The sequence below is a fragment of the Candidatus Omnitrophota bacterium genome, from assembly GCA_028693815.1.
In the GTDB taxonomy this organism is placed as follows: Bacteria; Omnitrophota; Gorgyraeia; order Zapsychrales; family Aceulaceae; genus Aceula.
Window position 1 is genome coordinate 14,302 of record JAQUUP010000019.1, and the last position, 22,135, is coordinate 36,436.

21 protein-coding genes are annotated in these 22,135 nt (G+C 35.0%); all 21 read right to left on the reverse strand.

The features are described from left to right. Positions 1-69: 69 nt before the first annotated feature. Positions 70-936: a phosphate ABC transporter permease subunit PstC gene (gene pstC / locus PHY73_06485; protein MDD3375348.1), complete on the reverse strand. Its 867-nt coding sequence runs from the start codon at positions 934-936 to the stop codon at positions 70-72. Positions 937-997: 61 nt separating this feature from the next. After that, positions 998-1,870, reverse strand: a complete 873-nt coding sequence (locus PHY73_06490) for a PstS family phosphate ABC transporter substrate-binding protein (protein MDD3375349.1) — start codon at positions 1,868-1,870, stop codon at positions 998-1,000. A gap of 94 nt (positions 1,871-1,964) precedes the next feature. Beyond that, positions 1,965-3,242 (reverse strand): putative porin, encoded by a 1,278-nt coding sequence (locus PHY73_06495; protein MDD3375350.1) that lies wholly within the window; start codon positions 3,240-3,242, stop codon positions 1,965-1,967. Positions 3,243-3,390: 148 nt separating this feature from the next. Beyond that, entirely contained in the window at positions 3,391-3,594 is a 204-nt protein-coding gene (locus tag PHY73_06500) for a hypothetical protein (protein MDD3375351.1), read from the reverse strand. Positions 3,595-3,696: 102 nt separating this feature from the next. Continuing rightward, the gene (locus PHY73_06505; GenBank protein MDD3375352.1) at positions 3,697-5,481 is read right to left on the reverse strand and encodes an ATP-binding protein; all 1,785 of its coding nucleotides are present in this window, start codon (positions 5,479-5,481) and stop codon (positions 3,697-3,699) included. Next, positions 5,471-6,160 (reverse strand): response regulator transcription factor, encoded by a 690-nt coding sequence (locus PHY73_06510; protein ID MDD3375353.1) that lies wholly within the window; start codon positions 6,158-6,160, stop codon positions 5,471-5,473. The genes PHY73_06505 and PHY73_06510 overlap by 11 nt, the downstream gene beginning before the upstream one ends. A gap of 286 nt (positions 6,161-6,446) precedes the next feature. Continuing rightward, positions 6,447-7,778: a decarboxylase gene (locus tag PHY73_06515; GenBank protein ID MDD3375354.1), complete on the reverse strand. Its 1,332-nt coding sequence runs from the start codon at positions 7,776-7,778 to the stop codon at positions 6,447-6,449. 3 nt (positions 7,779-7,781) lie between these two features. After that, the gene (locus PHY73_06520; GenBank protein MDD3375355.1) at positions 7,782-9,062 is read right to left on the reverse strand and encodes an ATP-grasp domain-containing protein; all 1,281 of its coding nucleotides are present in this window, start codon (positions 9,060-9,062) and stop codon (positions 7,782-7,784) included. Continuing rightward, complete coding sequence (locus PHY73_06525) at positions 9,055-9,930, reverse strand: GNAT family N-acetyltransferase (GenBank protein MDD3375356.1); 876 nt, start codon at positions 9,928-9,930, stop codon at positions 9,055-9,057. The genes PHY73_06520 and PHY73_06525 overlap by 8 nt, the downstream gene beginning before the upstream one ends. A gap of 61 nt (positions 9,931-9,991) precedes the next feature. After that, positions 9,992-10,408, reverse strand: coding sequence for an S-adenosylmethionine decarboxylase (locus tag PHY73_06530; GenBank protein ID MDD3375357.1), 417 nt, complete (start codon positions 10,406-10,408; stop codon positions 9,992-9,994). Between the two features lie 45 nt (positions 10,409-10,453). Then, positions 10,454-10,633: a hypothetical protein gene (locus tag PHY73_06535; GenBank protein MDD3375358.1), complete on the reverse strand. Its 180-nt coding sequence runs from the start codon at positions 10,631-10,633 to the stop codon at positions 10,454-10,456. 22 nt (positions 10,634-10,655) lie between these two features. Further along, a complete protein-coding gene (locus tag PHY73_06540) occupies positions 10,656-11,027 on the reverse strand; it encodes a hypothetical protein (protein ID MDD3375359.1) in 372 nt (123 codons plus the stop codon). A gap of 462 nt (positions 11,028-11,489) precedes the next feature. Then, positions 11,490-11,858: a response regulator gene (locus PHY73_06545; protein ID MDD3375360.1), complete on the reverse strand. Its 369-nt coding sequence runs from the start codon at positions 11,856-11,858 to the stop codon at positions 11,490-11,492. 14 nt (positions 11,859-11,872) lie between these two features. After that, a complete protein-coding gene (locus PHY73_06550; GenBank protein ID MDD3375361.1) occupies positions 11,873-12,313 on the reverse strand; it encodes a response regulator in 441 nt (146 codons plus the stop codon). A gap of 25 nt (positions 12,314-12,338) precedes the next feature. After that, a complete protein-coding gene (locus PHY73_06555; protein ID MDD3375362.1) occupies positions 12,339-14,423 on the reverse strand; it encodes an ATP-binding protein in 2,085 nt (694 codons plus the stop codon). Further along, a complete protein-coding gene (locus tag PHY73_06560) occupies positions 14,420-15,988 on the reverse strand; it encodes a PhnD/SsuA/transferrin family substrate-binding protein (GenBank protein ID MDD3375363.1) in 1,569 nt (522 codons plus the stop codon). Before PHY73_06560 ends, PHY73_06555 begins: the two co-directional genes overlap by 4 nt. A 283-nt stretch (positions 15,989-16,271) precedes the next feature. After that, positions 16,272-16,964, reverse strand: coding sequence for a peroxiredoxin (locus PHY73_06565; protein MDD3375364.1), 693 nt, complete (start codon positions 16,962-16,964; stop codon positions 16,272-16,274). 15 nt (positions 16,965-16,979) lie between these two features. Further along, positions 16,980-17,279 (reverse strand): ferritin family protein, encoded by a 300-nt coding sequence (locus tag PHY73_06570; GenBank protein ID MDD3375365.1) that lies wholly within the window; start codon positions 17,277-17,279, stop codon positions 16,980-16,982. Positions 17,280-17,709: 430 nt separating this feature from the next. Then, the gene (locus PHY73_06575; GenBank protein MDD3375366.1) at positions 17,710-19,425 is read right to left on the reverse strand and encodes a diguanylate cyclase; all 1,716 of its coding nucleotides are present in this window, start codon (positions 19,423-19,425) and stop codon (positions 17,710-17,712) included. Positions 19,426-19,430: 5 nt separating this feature from the next. Continuing rightward, positions 19,431-20,723: a translocation/assembly module TamB domain-containing protein gene (locus tag PHY73_06580; protein ID MDD3375367.1), complete on the reverse strand. Its 1,293-nt coding sequence runs from the start codon at positions 20,721-20,723 to the stop codon at positions 19,431-19,433. Next, positions 20,720-22,093, reverse strand: a complete 1,374-nt coding sequence (locus tag PHY73_06585; GenBank protein ID MDD3375368.1) for an AAA family ATPase — start codon at positions 22,091-22,093, stop codon at positions 20,720-20,722. Before PHY73_06585 ends, PHY73_06580 begins: the two co-directional genes overlap by 4 nt. Between the last annotated feature and the right edge of the window lie 42 nt (positions 22,094-22,135).

The window sequence follows — 22,135 nt, forward strand, 5'->3', positions numbered from 1 at the left end:
TCTTTGATTTTGGCGAGATCTCGCCAACTTTAGCATAAAGTTGGCGGACATATATATAATTTATTCATATTATCTATTCACCTGTTCGTATTTATGCAAAATAATATCAGATGCCATATTAACAAAAAATGTAATGATAAATAATACCAACCCTAAAGCAAATAACGCATAATAATGAGTCGTATTGTAGGCAACTTCTCCCAGCTCAATGGCTATACTCGAAGTAAGGGTTCTTACCGGCCCAAGTATGCTTTCTGGCATAGCAGGAGCACAGCCCGTTGCCATCAAAACGGTCATTGTTTCTCCAATCGCTCTTCCCATTCCAAGCATACAAGCAGCAATAATACCCGATAATGCAGCTGGAACTTTTACTCGAATAACAGTTTGCCATTTCGAAGCTCCTAAAGCCAAAGAAGCCTGCTCGTAAGAACTTGGCACACTACTTAATGCATCCTCAGAGATGCTAACAATAGTCGGCAAAGCCATGACAGCCAAGAGCACAGCACCATTAATAGCATTCAGCCCGTTATGAGTATGAAATATCTTTGCCAAAAGCGGCCCAACAAGAACGATCCCTAGAAAACCAAGAACAACAGATGGTATTCCAGCTAAAATTTCAACAATAGGTTTGGCGATTTCTCTTACCCTCCGACTAGCGACATCTGACAAATAAGCAGCTGTTCCAACGCCTAAGGGTATCGCAATAAGTAATGCTCCAACAGTAACAATAAGTGTGCTTACTAACATTGGAACGATGCCGTATTGCTCTTCCACATACGATGTCGGATTCCAAACAGACCCGAACAAGAAAGACCATACATTAATTTCCTGAAACGCCGGTATGGAGGTAAAAATTAATAACGCAAAAATACCTAAAAGCGCAACAACTGAAATCATGCCGTTTGCAAAGAAAAAGCCGTGGATAAGCTTTTCCATAAGTCTTAAACTTATCCACGGTTTCTTTCTATTTCGAACAATATTGTTTAGCAAAATAAATTTACAATCCTGCCTTACTGTTATATTCTACATATTCACCTGGAAGCTGAAAAAAACCTTGCTTTTCAACTTCTTTCTGTCCTTGCGGACTTAATTCGAACTCTAGAAAAGCCTTTACTTCGCCTGTAGGCGTTCCATTAATATATTGATTTAAAGGACGTGAAATAGGATACTTTCCGCTCTTTACATCTGCCTCACTCAGTGGATTAGCATAAGCAGCACCAGCCATAGAAGCAACCTTTAGCACGTTAATACCGCTCGCATCTTTTACGTACCCTACACCTACATAACCTATGCCTGATTGATCCTGCTTTACAGCTTCCACTATTTGTGCATTTCCATTCATTCGATTCATTTTCTGAGAATAATCACCTTTTAATACAGACTCCTGGAAAAACACAAATGTTCCTGAGTTTGATTGACGACCATAAAGCGTTATAGACATGTTCGGTCCACCAACTTCACTCCAATTCGTAACTTCACCTCTAAAAATTCTACCGATCTCATCTACAGTAAGCTGATTAACAGAATTATTTCCGTTTGTGATTACGCTTAGCCCATCCATGGCAACAACAACTCTCTTAACCTTAACTCCATTTTTTGATGCCTGCTCTACTTCTTTTGCCTTCATTTGCCTAGAAGCATTAGCTATGTCACATTTACCGTTAATTAATGCTGCGATACCTGTTCCAGAGCCTCCTCCAGTAACTGCAATATATTTACCTGGATTTTGAGCCATATATTCTTCAGCTAATGCCTGAACAAGATTAATTAAAGTGTCTGACCCTTTGATCTGAATCATGTCCTCGGCATAAACGCTTGTAGCACACATCAAAAATGCAACAAACAATGATAAAATTAAAAATCGTTTCATATATCTTCTCCTTACCTTTATTTTATTTAAATAAATTATATTATTATAATGTGACAAACATGTGACAACAACGTTAACTCTTTGTTAATCTTAATTAAAACTTAAATAACACATCTGCCTGAATCAAATGCTGTGTATTGCTTGTACTTCCATTAATAGGATGCATATTGTAATAATCTAGGCCAAGAATAACATTTTTCTTGATTGCATAAGACCATGCAACTTCGTGACCAGCAACATTTGTTTCTCCACCATAAGCATCAGAGTCTGGGAAAATATCTAACCAAGCATCTGTTTCAAGGTGACGATAACAATATTTAATTTGCCAGCTACCTGGATTCTTAATTTTCTTATCTCCAAATTTCATACCAGCAAGATATCCTTTATTATTATCACTAGGATCTGGATTATAAATATAATTTCCAAAGAAACTGATTGCTTCAATAGCGATCGGAAGATCTATTCCTTCAAATGGATTGCTAATTTTAAGTTCAACTGTAGGATTAACCGTATTGTAATCATACACTAAACCTGTACTGTTTCCTGTGTTCGTTTTAGCTGAGTTATCAAAAGTTTTTCCTTCAAGACCTGTAAATCCATAATAGGCAACAGCACCTTTCAGGCTGATCTTCTCACCAACCTTAGAACCAACACCTACCTGGGCATAATACATCGCAGGGTCAGCAGCTGAGCCCTTCTCTACAGCAGATGTATTATATTCAAACATAGGAAAAACACCTGCGTTTAAGAATCCGTCTAACATGCCAACTGAATGAGTTGCCGAAACGGCAATACCATCTGGGTTGATATCTCCATCCCAAAGAAGGTCATCTGTTTGCCAAAGAACTGGCTTTCGTGCAAATCGTCCGACATAAATATCTACGCTGGAAAGCGGAGAATATTTGGCATATGCATAGTCTAGACGAATATCTGGCGTCTCAAACTCTTGACCCATCGTCTGGTTTGTTGATCGAGGATCTGCTCCACCTGTAGCCAAACCAAAACCGACTTCTACTTGATCAGCCACATCTGTTGTCACGCCTAAACGAAAACGATATCTCCCACGGCTTCGATTGTATTTAGCTTGGCCTTTATCAGCGGCTTTTGATTCATATTGATAACGAACACGCAAATCACCTTTAAGCTTCATCTTCTGAACCCATTCAGGTAATGCATAAGATTTATGCTCAGCTATCTCTTTCGCAACTTCCTGTTTCGTTTCATCCAAAATTATTTCTGCCTCCATAGGAGTCAGAATATTTTTTTGAACTAACTTGTTCACCAAAATATCGATCTCTCCTGCAGATGAACTTGAAGAACAAGCCCCAAATACGATTGCTCCTAAAAACAATGCTAAAAAAAACTTCTTCATCTTTTTCTCCTTTTTTAATAAAGACATTGTTACGAAAATAAAACCAGCGTAAACAATCTCTCCTAATTAATCTTAACCTTTTTCAAAATAAAAAATAAACTCTGATGAAAGCTCATGCTCACCGTAGTTCCACAAGCTATATCATCATTTAATTTTCATCAATAAACTTTCTAATTTGCTTAAAATCTATCTCTGCTTTTTTCATAGTCTCTTTGACGTATTCGTCACTATAACTATGATTTTTTTCAATAATGTTTAAAATATTATTCAATGCTGCAATTTCAGATCGTAGCCAATTAACTACAAAATCTACATTAATTGCATTAGATTTAATCATCTGACTCAGTACCATTATTCACCTCCTCTCTTTCTTAAGAAGAGTATAATTCTATAAGGTGAAAATAAAATGGCTGCTCTGTGAAATGATTGTGAATTTGATTTTAATAAGACTAGTTTAAGCTTTGGGAAGAGTAAAACTAAACATGGTTCCTTTTCCTAGTTCGCTTTGAACGGAAATCTGTCCTTTATGCGACTGAACAAGGTGTTTTGCTATGGAAAGCCCGAGACCGGTTCCGCCTAGCTCGCGTGATCTCGCTTTATCGACTCGATAAAAACGTTCAAAAATGCGAGGTAAATCTTCTTCAGGTATTCCAATTCCATTATCTTTTATACTCACTTCAACAAAATCATTTCTTTCAGCTACAGATATGGTTATCAACCCTTCATCATTATTATATTTGATAGCATTATCGATTAAATTCAGAAAAACCTGCATAATACTTTTTTCATCTGCTTTTATTTTTGATAAATTGTTAGGAATATTCTTTTTTATGACAATTTTTCCTTCCCTGATCTGCTTCCTCAAGCTAACGATAACCCTATCAACAATATCCTCAATATTGCAAGACACAATATTCAAATTAGTTTTGCCTGACTCTATCCTTGATAAATCTAAAAGATCGTCGACAAGTTGAGCCAAGCGATTAGCATCCGCATTAATAGTTTTGAGAAAATCTTTGGCATTTTCTTTGTCCTCTATTGCTCCATCTAGCAATGTTTCTGAAAATCCCTTTATATTCGTGATAGGAGTTCTAAGCTCATGAGAAACATTAGCCACAAAATCTTTTCTGATATTTTCAAGCCGCCTTAATTCAGTAATATCATGAAAAACCAACACCGCGCCAAAAATCTCGTTGTCCCTCATAACGGTAGCCGCATGAACCTGTAATGTTCTTTCTGAGGGCTGCAAGATATTGATCTCCCCAGATTGCACGCCACTTTTTAAATCTAAAACCTTATCAGCTATTTCTTGAATCTCAATATTTCTGATAACTTCCAAGGGTCGTCTCCCTATTGGGCTTTCAGATACATTCAACATTTTCTTAAGAGTATTATTCATAAGCTTTATAGACCCGTTATTATCAATAACAATAACTCCCTCGAACATACTCAAAAGTATCGCCTCAAATCTAGACTTATTTGCCTCAACCTCACTTATCCTTGCTTTAATCTGCTCAGACATGTAATTTATCGAGCTGCTCAACTCTCCTATTTCATCATTTGTAAATATATTAATTCGCCTTGAATAATCTCCACTTGATATCTTTTTAGCCACAGCTGAAATCTTTTTTAAAGGATTGGAAATATAAATAGAAACTATAAAGCCGATGAGAACTGAAAAACCAAAAGCAATGATCAAAGAAACGCCTAATATTTTCTTTAATTTATTAGTCACAACTGCTATCTCGCTTAATGGAACTGCAAGTCGAATAACTCCACTTGTCTTATCGTTCTGAAAAAGACAAGACATGTAAAGCATGTCTTCTTGTAGAGTTGTGCTAAATCGCCTACTTTCTCCTAGTCCTGTTTTTAATGCCTCCTGAACTTCAGGTCTGTACAAATGATTTTCCATGTCGGCAAGATCTGTGCCTGATAACTCAGAATCGCCTAAAACCTTTCCGCTTGAGTCAATCAAAGTCACTCTAAGACCTAAATCTTTTCCTATTTGATCTGCAATTTCATCAGTTTTTTCTATGGATAATAACTTAGAATGGCGACTATCGAAGTAAGATTTGGCAAGAAGCACCTCTCTCGAAAGACTGCTTTTAATTCGATTGTAGGTATTATCTTGTAAATTATTCTTTAAATAGATATAAACAAAAGAAAGGATAAAAATATTAATTACAATAATAATTAGTGTGAGCTTATATTGAATAGGGAGCCTAATTTTATTCATCATTATTTAAGCAATAGCCATAGCCTCTAACCGTCTCAATTAATTTTCCAAGTTTACCTAATTTTTGGCGTAAGCGCTTTATATGTGTGTCAATTGTTCTTGTTGTCACATCTGAACTCAATCCCCACACATCCTCTAAAAGCTGATCTCTAGACTGAACTCGTCCTTTTCTAGACATCAAAGTTTCTAAAAGCTTAAACTCCATTGCTGTCAGCTTGACTTCCTTATTTCTAACTTTTACCTTATGGCGAGGCTTATCAATCACAATTTCTTTAAATTCAAAAATATCTTTTTCTGACTCCTCTGGGATTCCTCTTTTTAATATAGCTTTGACTCTTAAAACCAACTCTCTTGGACTAAAAGGCTTTACAATATAATCATCTGCCCCAAGCTCAAATCCGATAATGCGATCAACTTCTTCCCCTTTTGCTGTTAACATAACAACTGGAATTGAAGCTGTTCTTTTGTCCTGCTTGATTTGTTTACATGTTTCTAATCCATCCATTTTAGGCAACATGATATCTAAAATGATCAAATCAACAGGCTGCGTATCTAAAATATCCAACGCCTCTTCACCAGTAATAGTTGATTGACAGCTAAACCCGGCTTTTTCTAAATTATACCTCACAAGCTTCGAGATATTTTTATCATCTTCAACTATTAGGATATTTTTATTCGGCATTTTCGCACCCCTTTAATGATATAAACAATATTATCACACCCTTTTAATATTAACAAATATAATAGGTATCGTCATTTTATTAAGTATATAAAATTCATGTGAATTTTATATGACATTTATGTAATTTCTTCGTGAATTAAAAAAGGTGAGAGCTTAAAGAATCTATAGGCTCCGAGTTTTTTGACTTTTAAGAATTATTGACATTGCTTATAATTTCCAGATTGCTTTATGTTGACAGCGATTAGATAATGCTATTCTTGTGAATATTGCCAAATTTCCAAGAATTCTAGCGATCACTCCATAATTCTATTAAAGAATTATTCATAACAGCACTTTTAGGAAGCAATTTTATAAAATTCTGGCGTAAACTATAGGTATAAGATCCTTGCGTTGGAATCATTAAAACATCACCAACTTCAATACCTTTTCCAAAATATGAAAAACCCCAAATATCATGCGGAGTACAAAGCGATCCAAACACCATGCAGGGCTTTTCCTCTAAAGAAGGTTGACTTAAGTTAATAACAGGAAAATAATCGATCTCAAAACGCTCCCACCCAATCATGTTGGTGCCACCATCAGTAACAACAACATCTTTATCCTTTTTATCGATGACCTCTAATAAAATATGCATAACTTCATGACTAATCCATCGTCCAGGCTCTAAATAAATATCGCAATCTATATATTTAAATATGTGTTGATCAAGCGCGTCAGCAAGATCCTGAGCAAATTCTTCAATTGATATTGAAGGCAAGCATCGATGATCCATCCCCTCGCTCATCTGAGGAACGAGACATTGCTTTAATTTTCCCTCAGGAGTTGAGCTTGGTTGCATCCACTCGCCCTGGGCAGGCCAATAACCTCCACCAACATCAACAAAATCAATTTCTTGAACAACTGATTTGTCCATTTGCAAAAAAGCCTTACCCAAGCGCTCAAGAAAAGCAATCTGCTTATTTGCATCAAGATTCCAGCTCGAATGAAACTGCAATCCGCATAGTTCAACATGAGAACATTCTTTCGCTTTACCAAAGAAACAATCTAATTTATCCAGAGGAACGCCAAACTTTCTCCATAAACCGTTTTCTTCATTCATTAAGCGAACACCTGCTTTTATTTTTATATCTTTTCTACAAGCTACCTTTTGAAGACGATCTAATTCGCCAAAGCTGTCAAGAAGAACAGTGACGACCTTAGAATGATGACATGCAAACTCAAGCTCAAAATCCGTTTTTCCTGGTCCGCTAAAAATAACCGACTTTGGATTATATTTCACCGCACATCTCAATTCTTCTGCGCTTGAAACATCTATTCCGTACCCCTCTTCAACAAGAGTTTCAATCATAACAGGATGATTATTGCTTTTCATCGCATAAAAAAATGACACCTGTGAAATTCTGCTCTTAAAAGCCCTATAAAATTCCTGCGCCTTACTTCTTAACGCCAACTGATCAAAAAGATACAATGGAGATCCTTTTTCTCTACAAACATCAAGATAGTCATTTTTCTTTTTTAAATATTTATCGACAAAAGCACACAGCGCTTCTTTATCCATCAATGGCGTTTTAATTCTTAAGATTTCTTGAGCTTTATCTAAATATTCTTGTTCATCCATATATTATTCTATCTCAACAATCAGTTTCTGCGACAACTCTATACATTGGTCTTCAACTGACTTATCCAAATCTGGCTTAAAAATAACATATCCTAATATTCGTGTATCATAATCTTCAGGAGGAAGCTTAATCATGTCGCCCTTGGCACACCTTAAGCGACACTCTACGACTCGCGAATCACTATCAATAGCTTTCGCGTCAATCATTTTTACAATACCACATTTCGTCGCAATTAAATGAAGACCAACAACGCGATCCCAACATTCATCATCAGGAATAACAACCAATTTTCTTTCTGCAAAATCAAGAGCTGCTTTTAAGATATCAAACCCACAACTCGCCTTGATAAGCGGCGGCAAACAATCCCCTCCTGGCCGAGGAGTTACTTCTAGCAAAAAAACCTGATTATTATGCACCTTAAAATCCGCCATAACCATGCTGGATTTAATGCCTAAGGCATGCGATGCTTTTAAAAGAATTTCTTTTACCTTCTTAAGATCAAAACCTTTGGGAAGCTTTGCTGGCAACTCGTAAGCTAAGATCGTTCCAAAGTCAGATTGTGGCAAATAATATTTTCTTGTTAAACGGATAAGCTGAAGAGTTTGCCCCTTTACGATAAAATCACAACTATATTCCAAACCAGGAATATACTGCTCCATAAGTATAACTTTTCTAGGATCTTCTGTTTTCGGCATATGTCGAGAAGTGTACATCCCATTGTTACTATGCCTTCTAAGTTTATCAAAAACAATCTTACATGACTCATGACATTTATCCTGATCTTCGCAATAATAAACAAGCTCGCTTCCACTGCCCGTAAGAGGCTTGACAACCACCGGTCCGCTAATAGAGTCAAAAGACTTTAAGACGTCATTCTCGCTATAAACCAATACCGCATCTGGACAAACAACACCATTCTTTTTCCAAATATTTTTAGAAAGAAACTTCGAACGACAATTGATGAGTGTCTCGATATTTGAGAAAGATAGACCAAATTGCTGTGCAACAACAGAAGCAAGAGTTAACGATTCACAATCAAAGCAAGCAATGCCTGAAAACTTAATGTTATTTGTACGAACATAATCTTTTAAGCTATTAACAACAGCAGATTGATCTTGAAGATCAAGAATAATTTCTGACGATAGGTCAACTTCAGATTGATTATATTTTGCCCCTTCCTCAATGTCCGTGACAAAAAAAACTCTCTTAGGATATCGTTCTTTCAATAACCCAACGTAATCAATCGTAGTGCCAACAACTAAAATTCTTTTTTTCTTAAGCAATTTTAGCCTCATCAAAGTTTTTAATAAAATATAGTGGGCGGGGGGTCAAATGAAACAATTTCTTCCAAGAAAAATCGCCGCAAAGAAAATCAGCCTCCTTATACTTTTTCTTGCAAGACTCTTCCATGTGATACATATTAATAACCTTGGCTATGCCAGGATAATTGGAATTGGTTCCTCCTGCAAGCAAAGTATATGTGTTGTTGTAAACACAACCCATATCAATTGCGGCAACTTGACTATCAATTTTTAATGTCGTCATTCTCAGCCATCCTTTTTGAGAAAGATAATCTCTTAACGAGCGAAAGCTTTTAGTGAATTTATCATCAGAAAAATAAGAATATTGTTCAAACCGCTCCAAATTAAGTCTTATCATTTCTTCAAAGTCATTAGGATGATCGCTGCAGATTTCTAAACCTTTTTCATATATCCTATTAATTTCGCGTCGAATTGTTTTAATGGATTTTCGTGAGAATGCTGAATAATAATTTTCCATGGAGTGATGGTGGGCTTCTGAAGAAAAAAGATACCCTATTTCATCTTCTGTGACAAAACTTTCTAAAAAAGAAGGGCTATTAAGTAAGTAACGTGAAAAATGGCGGATATTGTTTTCCTCAAGCCACGCAAGCATTTGCTGGAAAACATTCTTGTCCCTTGCAATCAAGCGATTCTGCTCGATCCAAGTTTTTTTCTGCCAAATTTCTCCAGGAAAATAAGTATAATAATTATGCTCTTCGACAAAGCATAAAGGAATAAGACCAATCAACTTCTTATTTTCTTCTGCAACAAGAAAAAAAAGTTTCCTTTTAAAATGATCATGAAAACAACCGCGAACATCCCAAAGATCGGTTAATTGCTCACAAGGCATTAACCGCTCCCAAATCTCTCGACAAGATTTAGGATCTGTTTCAAAAAACACTTTTATCATATCAATATCTATACTTTACATTCGTCAGGCAACTTTTTCCACCAAAGAATTCCTTAGAAAATTTCTCGACAACATTCAAATCATAAGGTTTACAACTAAAAACATCTAAGTATACAGTATTTGTTAAATTAGCAAAATGTGCAGAAATCAAAGATGTCTCTATTAACTGAACCATCGAAAACCCTGCAACTCTCTCTTCTTCACCAAAATGAACAACTTGCGTTTCACCATAACGCTTCATCTCAATTAACTCACAAAGACAAACAACAAACTCTTTGATTTTTTGAGCGTCTCTAATAGTATCTGGATTGCAGTCATAAATATCAATGCTCCCTGCAACTCCCCAAACCGATTGTTTGTTCAACTCATGAATAGTGTCGTCCCTTGATGGAAGCGGCTCCAAACAAACATTTTGCATTCTTTCCATTTCTTCTCCTTGTTAGAAATTCACCGTTAAAATTAATTAAAACTGATTCAAATGCTTTTTGCCTTCTCTTAAACTTTTTAAATTCTTCTCTTCTTTTTTCTTTATTTTCTTAAGCCATAATTCTTGCTCTTCCTCGCAATCCTCTTGATATTCCTCTTCATACTCTTCTTTAGGTTCCTCTTCGTATTCTCTATAATATTTCTTCTTTTGGTTCATTGTTGATTTCCTCAAATATAATTTAACCGTCTGCGTCCTCCTCAGGCACAAACAAGTCTTCTGCATTCTCCTCTTCATTATCCTCTATGTTTATCTTAAAAATACTAACAGCAACATTTTCTTCGTTTTCAAAAACATAATCAACATAAACATTCTCGCCAACTTCAATCTCGTCAGTTGATTCAAAATTCTCAAAAATTGTATCTCCATTAATCATAAACATCATTTCTGCCTCTTCATCATCAAGATCAATAATTGTTATGCTTAAATCTGATACTTCGGATACAGCTCCTAAAACAAACTCTGTTTCTGCTGTTTCCTGAGCACTTGATGTTAAACATAATCCTAAAACAGCTATTATTCCAAAAAGCAAAACAATAACTTTCTTTACCATTTTCTCTCCTTTAATTGATAACATTCCCTTCGTTTCTCCTTTTTAATACTATTAATTTAAAAACCTATATATAAAAAACGCATTCCGGAAAAAAGTCCTAGGCCTCTTAAGAGTCCAAACACTTCAAACCAAAACACGTTATTTTTTCTTTCCTCGTCAGATTAAGAGCTTAACTCTTATCTGATTCTCATTTTTAAAGCGAGATTTTTCGAGAACATCTCCTCCTTTAAGTTATTATAAATTAATAGTATTCCTTTTTGAAACAATTTCAATGTTTTTATAATATTTTTTTTAAAAATACACAAATAGATTTAATGAAGAAATAAACTCCCAAAACAAAGAAAGAATCCTCTTTTTCAGAACGACAATCTCGTCTCTAAATCAAAAAATCCATCAAGTTGAAACTAACAGATCAAAATACATGCCCAAGCGAAACAGCGCGTCAGAATAGCATTCAAAACTTTAACCAATCATAGCTTTTAATACCCTGGCAATTTCTGCCATGTTTGATGTTTTAACGCAATAATCATCTGCACCCATTTCTCTAGCTTTTATCGCATTAACTGAATCAAAAAGACCTGTCATGACAACAACTTTTACTGAGTCACCGTTTAGATCTTTAATTCTTTTGCAAGTTTCAAATCCATCCATACCGGGCAACTGAGTATCCGTAATAACAATATCTGGCTTATCTAACTCTACTTTCTTAATTCCTTCTTCTCCTGAAACAACTGCACTAAACTCCCAATCATTATAAAATTCATCAAAAAGTTCTTTAATAAGAAATTGATCACCCTCATTATCTTCGATTAACAAAATTTTTCTGCTCACAAACAACCTCCCGTTTAATCAACTCTAGGTAATTTAACTATCGAAAACCAAAAGTCTTCGATTTTCTGAACAACATCAATAAACTTATTAAAATCAACAGGCTTCTTAATATAACAATTCGCATGATGATCATAGGCCTTTGCAATATCTTGTTCTGCCTCAGAAGTCGTTAAAACAACTACGGGCACTCGCCTTAAGATTGGATCTGCCTTAATTTCAGCCAAAACTTCACGACCGTCTTTCTTAGGCAAATTAAGATCAAGAAGAATCAAGTCCGGGGTAGCTGCGCCTGAATATTTACCCTTTTTAAATAAAAAATCTGTCGCCTCTTCTCCGTCTTCAGCAACAGAAAGATTATTTTTCATCTTACTTTCTTTTAATGCTTCTTTTGTTAATTCAACATCACCAGGATTATCTTCTACTAATAATATTTCAATTGATTTTAAGTCTGTCATAGATTCATTCTCCTTTTAATTTCTCTTAGACCTCGTCCCCTTGTTTTTTAAGCTCTGCTTTCAAATCTTCAGCGCTAATAAATCCATCTTCAACAAGCATTTCACCCAATTTTCTTTTTCTTTCTTTTGAAAGCGTAAAATAAAATGTCGTGCCTTGTTCAGGTTTTGACTCAATCCATATACGCCCGCCATGCCTTTCCACAATCTTTTTGCAAATAGCTAATCCTATTCCCGTGCCCTTATACTCCTTCTTTGTATGTAAGCGCTGAAATATAACAAAAATTCTCTCTTTATACTTTTCATCTATGCCGATGCCATTATCAGAAATGGAGAAAAGCCATTCTTTTCCTTTGTCTTGAACACCTATACGAATTTTAGGCTTTCGATCTCCTCTATATTTTATAGCATTCCCAATTAAATTCTGAAACAGTTGAAGCAATTGCACATCATCGCCATAAACAACAGGCAAATTATCAAATACAATATCACTGTCGGATTCTTTTATAGCAATGTCTAAATTATTAATGACTTCTTTGCACACCTTTGCACTGTCAACCGCTGCAAACTCTTTTCCTTTTGTCCCAACTCTTGAAAAAGCTAAGAGGTCATCAATAAGCTGTTGCATTCTTTTTGCGCCATCTGTAGCAAAAAAGATATATTTTCTTCCCTTGTCATCTAATAACTCGTTATACTGCCTTTCTAAAAGCTGCGTATAACTTGCCACCATGCGAATCGGCTCCTGAAGATCATGGGAGGCAACATAAGCAAATTGCTCAAGCTCTTTATTGGAACGCTCAAGATCATTCTTTAAGGCAGTTAATTTATTACGCTCGTCTTCTAGTCTTTTTTTTGATTCCTCTAAATCATCCAAAATATTTAAAATCGCCATCTTTGTCTCTTCTAAAGCTTTATTATCTTTTTGCGATCGAAATAATGTCTGAGAAAGCTCTTCTGTCTTTTTAGCAACTTTTGCCTCTAAATCTCGATAGGAACCCTGCAGCTGCTCTGACATCTTATTAATAGCATGGCTTAATTGCCCGACTTCGTCATTTGATCGGATATTCACCTTTTTAGAAAAATCTCCCGAACCTATAACAAAAACAGCATCGCGTAGCTTTTCAATAGGCCCCGAAATTGAGAATGAAACATAAAAACAAAAAAACATAGCTATGATAAAAATAAAAATTCCTATAATAATAAGTCTCTGCATATTTTCTTGTGCATGGCCAATAAAATCCGATATCTCAATCATTGAAATAATCATTCCAGCCTTTCGATCACCAGCGTCAACAAATCCAAAAGAATCGACTACATACTCATCGTCCCCATCTTTTATCACAGAATAACTATCGCTATAATTTTCCTCCCCCTCCACTACTGTAGTTTTAGAAAATAATTCTCTAAAATCACTTGAATCTTTAGTCGATCCTACGATAACATAATCATTAAAATCATCCCAATTGTTCCGAGCCATTGCCCTCTTTTTAACCAAATCATATTTTTTTTTATCCAAGTATTGCTTTTTTATCAACAAGAAAAATTCATTATCAGAAGAGCCTTTAAGCATCTCTAAAAAATGGTCTATTTCTTCTCCTAACTCTACATATCCTATCAACTCATTATTGCGATAATAAGGCGTAACAACGCGAAGCGCAAAAGCAGTTTTTCCTAACTCAAGTCCTGAAACAAGCTGTTTTGTATCTCGCGCTTTCCAAAAAGTAAATCGAGTAATGTCGTCTCCATAAATATCTTTATCGTGAACACGCAAAAAACATTTTCCATCAGGCAAAATAAAATAAAAATGTGTTATGCCATAAGATTTTTTAAGCTCTTGAAATAACGGTTGTAGTGCCTGGTATAGAACATCTCTGTCTTTTTCCAGATAAATATTCTGAAAATTCTCATCTTGCACAAAGACATTTAATGCCGCTGACAATTTCTCAGTATCTTGCTTCTCTAAAAGAGAAAAATCTTTATTAAAATCTTTCTTCATTTGAAGCATATTTTCCAGAAAGACTCTCTCAAAAGACTGCTGAGAAAAAAACAAAACAACTATAATAAGCAGTGCTATTGTAAAAAAACTAAAGAATAATTTATAAAATATTTTCATTCACTATCCTTCTTCTGTTCTTTAGCAATATTAATTTCCTTCTCTAATTTTTTAATCTTATCTTTAAGCTCTGCCATTCGCATCTCACGATTAACCATAAACTTATTTATTCTCTCCAGCTCTTCGTTTCTTCTTTTTACTTCACCTTCGAATTGTTTTCTTTCTGTTACATCTACAAAGCTTTCAATACCTCCGATAATTTTTCCTTTTCGGTCCCTTAAAAAATCAGCGTTCTTTGAAATAGTATGCTTTTGGCCTTGCTTATCAATAATAGTGCATTCCCTTGATAAGATTGGCTTGTTAACATCTGAATCATAAAGCCCACACTTATCATTACAAGGAGCCTGAGCAAAAATTGTGCATTCCTTGCCAATCATTTCATCAGCTTTATAGCCTGTGATTTCTTCTGCTTTTTTATTCCATAACAAAATTCTTCTTTTCGTATCAACCGTAAAAACAGCACTGGGAATAACTTTAAAAATATGTTCGGAAAATTTGTTAGCTTCTTTAGCTCTAAGTCCTGAAACAAAAACACCAATCGTCAACACCAAAATAAACACAACTAGAAAAACAATAACCAAAATCCACCAAAAATATTGAATTAATAGTTGCTGAAAACTTATTTTTCCATAATCTCTATAAAACCCAATACGTAACTCTCTTAAGCAATCATGGACAGGTTGATAACTAAGCGGAATAGCCCATCCAGCAATTTGAGCAGCTTTAGCTGCAGGATCATCCGCAGACATATTTAGCAATGCCTTTGCAACCGTATCTGATAAGTCATCAGAAACACTTGATAACGCAGCAAACGGCCATTCGGGATAAACGCGAGTACTGTGAAGAAATCCTACATGACACGCCAAATCTTCTTTGCGATCAACAGAATGCACATGGTTAAATACACGAACATCACCTAATGTTATCTTGCCTTCTTTTGACATTCGCTCTAAAGTATCCGTACGTACCGTTCCGGCATCTATATCCCCATTCAGAACAGCATAAACAACAGCATCATGAGTCCCGCCAAAACGCAATTCTTTAAAATCGCGATATGGATCTATGTTATTCAAAAGCAATTCTCTCAATGCAGCATGCCAGCCGCCTAGAGAATCCTCAGAAACAGCCATAAAACTTTTTCCTTCTAAATCACTTAAAACCTTTATATCTTCTCTATCTGACTTAAAAAATATAACACCTCCAAAAACAGTAGATGTCCCAGCTGCTGTTAAATTCTTAAGAGTCAAAAGTCTCCTAACGTCATATAAACTTTCTAACTCGACATAAAATGAAGAATTCGCTAAAATAAAATCAATTCTTTTGTTTTTTACTGCTGGCACAATATCATTAAAATCAAGTGGAACAATTTCAAATCTTTTTTCCGGAATGTGATCATTAAGGTAATTCGCGGTAGGACCCCATTGCTTTACGCAACGCTCATATCCACGCTTTGCAAGGACACCAATCTTGATTATCCTGGATTCAGAAGCATGCAGCATACGAGCAGAAATGAACATTAACAAAAAAACGATCAATATAATTCTTAATTTCTCAACTAAAATCATAAAATAATTCCTTTATAATATTTCATTGCATAACTAATAACATGATACACTGCCTTATCTTTAATTCCTATCAAATTTATTTAAAACTTTGAGAATTTTTATATACAAAAGAAAAAATAAAAGACATCATGCATACCAAAAAATTAAGTGCCCAACTCTTTTGAGATTGGACACTTAATTTAATTAACCTCAGTCAAATAATCTTAAGAATTTCTTCCTAATCATAATTCTCTAAGAAAATCATAAAAACCTTAACAGAAGAAATCTTACAACTTCTGGCTATCTACTTCAACTTCAGCGGTTTTAAACACATAAACCAATCAAGACATTTAATCCCAGATTTCTCTGCTCCATCAACTCTTTCCTTGGCCGTTCCACAGCTCCCAGGAGGAGGGACGATAACATCTTCCCCTAGCTGCCAATCTGCAGGAGTTGCAATATTATACTTATCTACCGTTTGCATAGAAATTAAAATTCTCTTAATTTCTTGAAAATTACGTCCAGTTGACAAAGGATAATACATAAGTGCTCTTATTTTCTTTTCAGGATCAATAAAAAAAACCGCTCTTACGGCGCTTACATTGCTTTCCCCAGGCTGAATCATTCCAAATTTATGAGCAACTTCCATAGTTAAATCTGCGATAACTGGAAAATTAACTTCAACGTCCTTCATTCCTTTATATTCTATTTTTTCCTTAATAGTTCTTAGCCACGCAATATGGCTATAGTGGCTATCGATTGAAAGTCCAATAAGCTTACAATTCATTGCTTCAAAATCCTTTTCCATCGAAGCAAAAGTCATAAACTCAGTCGTGCAAACAGGAGTAAAATCAGCTGGATGACTAAAAAGAATTACCCATTTTCCTTGATAATCTTCTGGAAATTTAATGTGCCCTTGCGTTGTATCTGCCTCAAATGAAGGTGCAATTTCTCCAATAACCGGCATATGTACTTTTTTACAAATAAACTCTTCCATAACACTCTCCTTTTCTTATTTCTTATTAATTTCTTCTTCTACTTCTTTAGCTCCTTCATCATAAAACCCTTGTTCATCTGGATCCAATTCTTTCAACAACCTAAGAAATTCTCCTGCATGAACTTTTTCTTCATCAGCAATATCCAAAAGAACATCCTGAGCCAACTTATTATCAGTTGATTCTGCAAGCTGCACATAAAGCTGAATAGCCTCATACTCTGCTGCAATCATAAAGCGAACTGAGCGAATCAACTCTTCATTACTTATCTTTTTATCCTTTGCTAACCCTGAAAAAGGCGTTCCGAATTCTGGCATAAAACCCTCCTTTCTTACCTCTTTTTTATACACTTCTGCTAAAATAACTTCTATTGCAATTCTTCCAAGCCACTGCATATTCATTCGACACAAACTTTTTATCTTCAAACTGCGGTGTTCATCACTATAAATAAACAAAAATTCATTAAGCCATAATTCTTACTTTTCATTCTTTACGCTTTTACTTAAAAACCTCAAAGCATTTAAGCATAATTCGTAATGACTCTTATATAGTAATTGTTACTATCTGTCAAGAAAAACTTTTCATGAAATATTAAGACTTTCTTATCTTCCTAATAAATAGATTAATAAACATCCTTAACTACAAGTCTCTTAAACAAATCTCCCGTTTAAACTAAATCAAAAAGAATCCACTGTCAGATTAAGCAAAAAATAACTGCCATCTTTTATTAAATTCTTTTTAAAATATTTATTTGTTTGTATGAATTCTATTTTTGCCTTCTTTTTTAGCAAAATATAAAGCCGAATCAGCTTTTGACATAAAATCATAACGATTTATTTCTTTGTTCTTCGGAAGCTGCGCAAGTCCTATGCTCACACTCACTTTCATCTTTAATCTTAATTCTTCAACTTTAACTTTAATTTTATTTGCCACTATTTCCGCATTCGATATTTCTGTATCTGGCAAAATAATAACAAACTCATCGCCAGCATATCGACAAGCAACATCAACATCTCGAACATTTTCTTTAAATATTCTCGATAATTCTTTCAATAAAATATCTCCTTCTATATGCCCATGTGTATCATTATAAGTTTTAAAATCATCGACATCGATCATAAGAATGCACAAAGGCCTGTCGTATCGCTTAGAGCGACTAATTTCGCGATCAAGAGTTTTTGCAAAGTATCGAAAATTATAAATACCAGTCAAAGGGTCTGTTACGGTCAAAAATTTTAAATCACTATATAGTTTTGATGCTTCCATCGCGATCCCGACTTGACGAGTAATCATGCTCAACACCTTTAAGTCAAGTTGAGTAAATATCTCTTCATCTTGAAAATGCTTATCTGTTACGCTCAAGACTCCAAGAACTTGATCTCCCATTTTAATCGGAGCGCTTACAAATGATTTGCTTTCACAAGAAGGCCTATTCTTTCTTAAATACCTTTTATCCTTTTCAATATCCTCAACAAGAACTGGTCTTCCTTCTAACGCAACCAACCCGGCAATCGGATCGCCAATTTTCATCCTTGCCTTTACCGCAATGCTCTCACCTAGCCCAATATATCCCCTTAATACCAATTCTTGAGTTTCTTCATCAACTAACATAAGAGAACATTTTCTTGCCTTTAAAATTTTAGACGTTTTTTCAATAACAAAATCAACTAATTTATTTAAATCTAATACTTTATGCAAACCTTCTTCTAGACTTAAAACTTGCTCAAGTTTAGTTTTTTCTAGCTGCATTTTGTTCACTAGCTCTTCTTCCTTCTTCTGGGCCTCAATTCTTTCCGTTATGTCTCTTGCAATAATCGAAGCACCGATAATATTTCCCGACATGTCTGCTATCGGCGATACCGACAAAGAAACGTTAATCAAAGAGCCGTCTTTTTTCATTCGAGCAGTCTCATAGTGCTTAATTCTCTGGCCATTCTTAACTTTTTCCAATATATCTCCTAGAGACTTATGCTCGTTTTCAGGAATCAAAATCTTCGCTGAACGCCCGACAACTTCTTCGCTAGCATAACCCAACATATTTTGACTGCTTTTATTCCAATCAGAAATAGTTCCATCTAGCGCTAAGGACCATATCGCATCTTGCGATGAATTAACGATTGCGGCAAGTTTTGAATTTAATTCTTCCTTAAGTTTATAATGCAAAAACCAAAAAGATACAGTCCAGAGAATTATCAATATCAGCGCATGATTAGTTAAAACTCGCCAAACTTGACCAACAGGAGGAACAATGATCAAAGACAACACAATAAGACATGAAGAAGAAATAGTGAAAATATAAGGATGTTTGTTGTTTGATGACTGCAAGAAAAATAACACAACGATGATATAAACAAGGCCCCCGATTGCCCAGCGTACAGACAAATCAACGCTAAAGGCAATAATGCTCAACAAAATACACAGCGCAAATATATGCGAATTCTTTAATTTAAGTTTTAGGAACATTTCTATTAAAATCCTTTTTTATATTTCAAATAAACTCTATCGTCAGTTTTAGACTTATTCTTCTCGTTAATAAGATCCTTTTTCTCTTGTGTTATAAATTCTTTTTGAGCCCCAACAGAAATCGCATCTGTCACCTTGTATTCTCCTCCTACTTTCTGTGAAACATCAGGCTTTTGATCGACCTTGCTTCTTTCTTCTATCTCATAACTGGCTTCTAATCCATCGGCTAAATCTTTTGTCACAGCAATCCCTTTGCCTTGCGCATCGTATTTCACAGAAAAACTTCGCAAACCAAGCTTCTGGGCAAACTGATCACCTTGCCCGCCAAATAAGAAATAATCAATAAAATCCTTAGACAAATCCGCAGACACTTCTCCCTTATTTAATAATTCTTCAGAATCTTTCCATGTTCGATTAGTAGCCAATGCCAACAACAACCTTTCTTTGGCCATAGGCGAATCGGAACTAACTTGCAAATCTGGATTCTGAAGACTGCCTTTAACAGCAATGTCTATTTTTATTCTTTCAACAACTGAAGTTGCTTTAATATTAAAACTTGGTTTTTGTGGATCACCATTAAACATTATTTTGCTTTCTTGGAGTCGCACTAAAGCTGTCTTGTTTCCATGTATTGTTCCGCCTTTTAGAATAACGAGCCCATGCAATCCTAAGACGTTTTCATCGTTTTTAATGTTTATCTTAAATTCGCCTGGAGCCTTCTCAAGAAAAAACCCATTCTTTGTTATTTTCTCGATAACAAATTCTCCGCTTATCAAAGGCTGATCTACTGAGCCTTTAATAAAAACATCTACCTCAGAAAGACTTCCTTTGACTCCGCTAAGAACATCTGCCTTAAGCAAATCTTTTAGCTCACCATCTGAAATGGACTTTGAATAAAGATTAAAATCTACAGACCCTTTTTCAATCTTCCCACGAAACAAAACAGGGTCTGCATCTGGCAAAATCAACCTTGCATTATCAATCTGCAACTCAACCTCATTTAAACTTAAAGAATGAATGTTTACGATTAATGTCTGCACTTTTAGCTGATTTGGAATCGGAAACCATTTCAAATTTTCCAATACGATATTCTTATACAGCATGCCACTAACTAAACTGCCTTCGGCCTGCTCCCAGTCAACTAAATTTTCGTCATTGGTCAGCTTTGCAAATCTTTCGGTTAACACCAACCCTCCGGAATTAGTGAAAAAAAGGAAATAACCAGCCCCTAAAAGCAAAGCTCCAAAAGCAATGATGATGCTGCCCAAAAGAACAAATTTCTTTGATTTAGTTTTCATTTTTTCTTTTTACTGTTTTTACAATTAAAAATAAAGTCTTTGTTATCAACATCAACAAAAATAGAATCTTTTTCCTTAAACTCTCCTTTAAGAATCTTAAGAGCAATCGGATCTTGAATATATTTTTGCACTATCCTTTTTAAAGGTCTCGCCCCAAAAGCGATATCATAGCCTAACTCTCCAATATAATCTTTTGCCTGATCCGATACGTCAAAATCAAAATTCTTTTCGCTTAAGCGGTTTCTTAATATTTCTAATTGAATGTCAACAATTCGGCGTATATCTTTTTTTTCCAACTGGTTAAAAACAATAACTTCGTCAATACGATTAAGAAACTCAGGACGAAAATGACTTTTGATAACATCGTTAATTTTTTGATCAATATCCTTTTTTTCATCTGATTCTATAATTAAATTAGTCCCTATATTTGAAGTCATAATAATTATAGTATTTTTAAAATTAACAACTCTTCCTTGTCCATCTGTTAATCGACCGTCATCAAGAATTTGCAACAACGCATTAAAAACATCTGGGTGCGCTTTTTCAATTTCATCAAACAAAATAACCGAATAAGATTTTCGACGTACTGCCTCTGTGAGCTGTCCTCCTTCTTCATACCCAACATATCCAGGAGGAGACCCTATCAATTTTGATACGCTATGCTGCTCCATATACTCACTCATATCAATTCGAATCATAGCGTTCTCATCGTCAAACAAAAACCAAGCCAATGATTTAGCTAATTCCGTTTTTCCAACTCCTGTGGGCCCAACAAAAATAAAAGATCCTACCGGGCGATGCGGGTCACTTAATCCTATTCGAGAACGCCTAATCGCATTAGCAATCAAATCAATCGCTTGATCTTGCCCCACAATACGCTTCTTTAAACTTTTTTCAATATTAATCAGCTTCTCTGTTTCCCCTTCCATTAATTTTGAAATAGGTATTTTAGTCCATTTGCAAACAACCTCAGTAATGTCTTGATCGTCAACCTCTTCTTTTAACATGGTTCCATGCTTTTGAAGCTCAATAAGTTCCTTGTTTTGGATCTCTAAATCTTTTTGCAAATTAATCAAAATTCCATATTTAATTTCTGCTGCTTTATTAAGATCACCACTTCTTTCAGCCTTTACTTCTTCTAGCTTTTGTTTTTCTATTTCTGATTTTATTTTTCTAATCTTATCAATTAGACTTTTCTCACCCTGCCATTGCAACCGAAGCTTTTTATTATCTTCCTTTAAACTATCTAGTTCTTTCTCTATTTTCTTAAGCCTCTCTTGAGATGCTTCATCTTTTTCCTTTTTTAAAGCCTGTTTTTCAATTTCTAGCTGACGAATACGTCGCTCATAAATATCTAATTCCTGTGGCATGCTATCAATCTATATCCTCAACTTTGAAGCAGCTTCATCGAT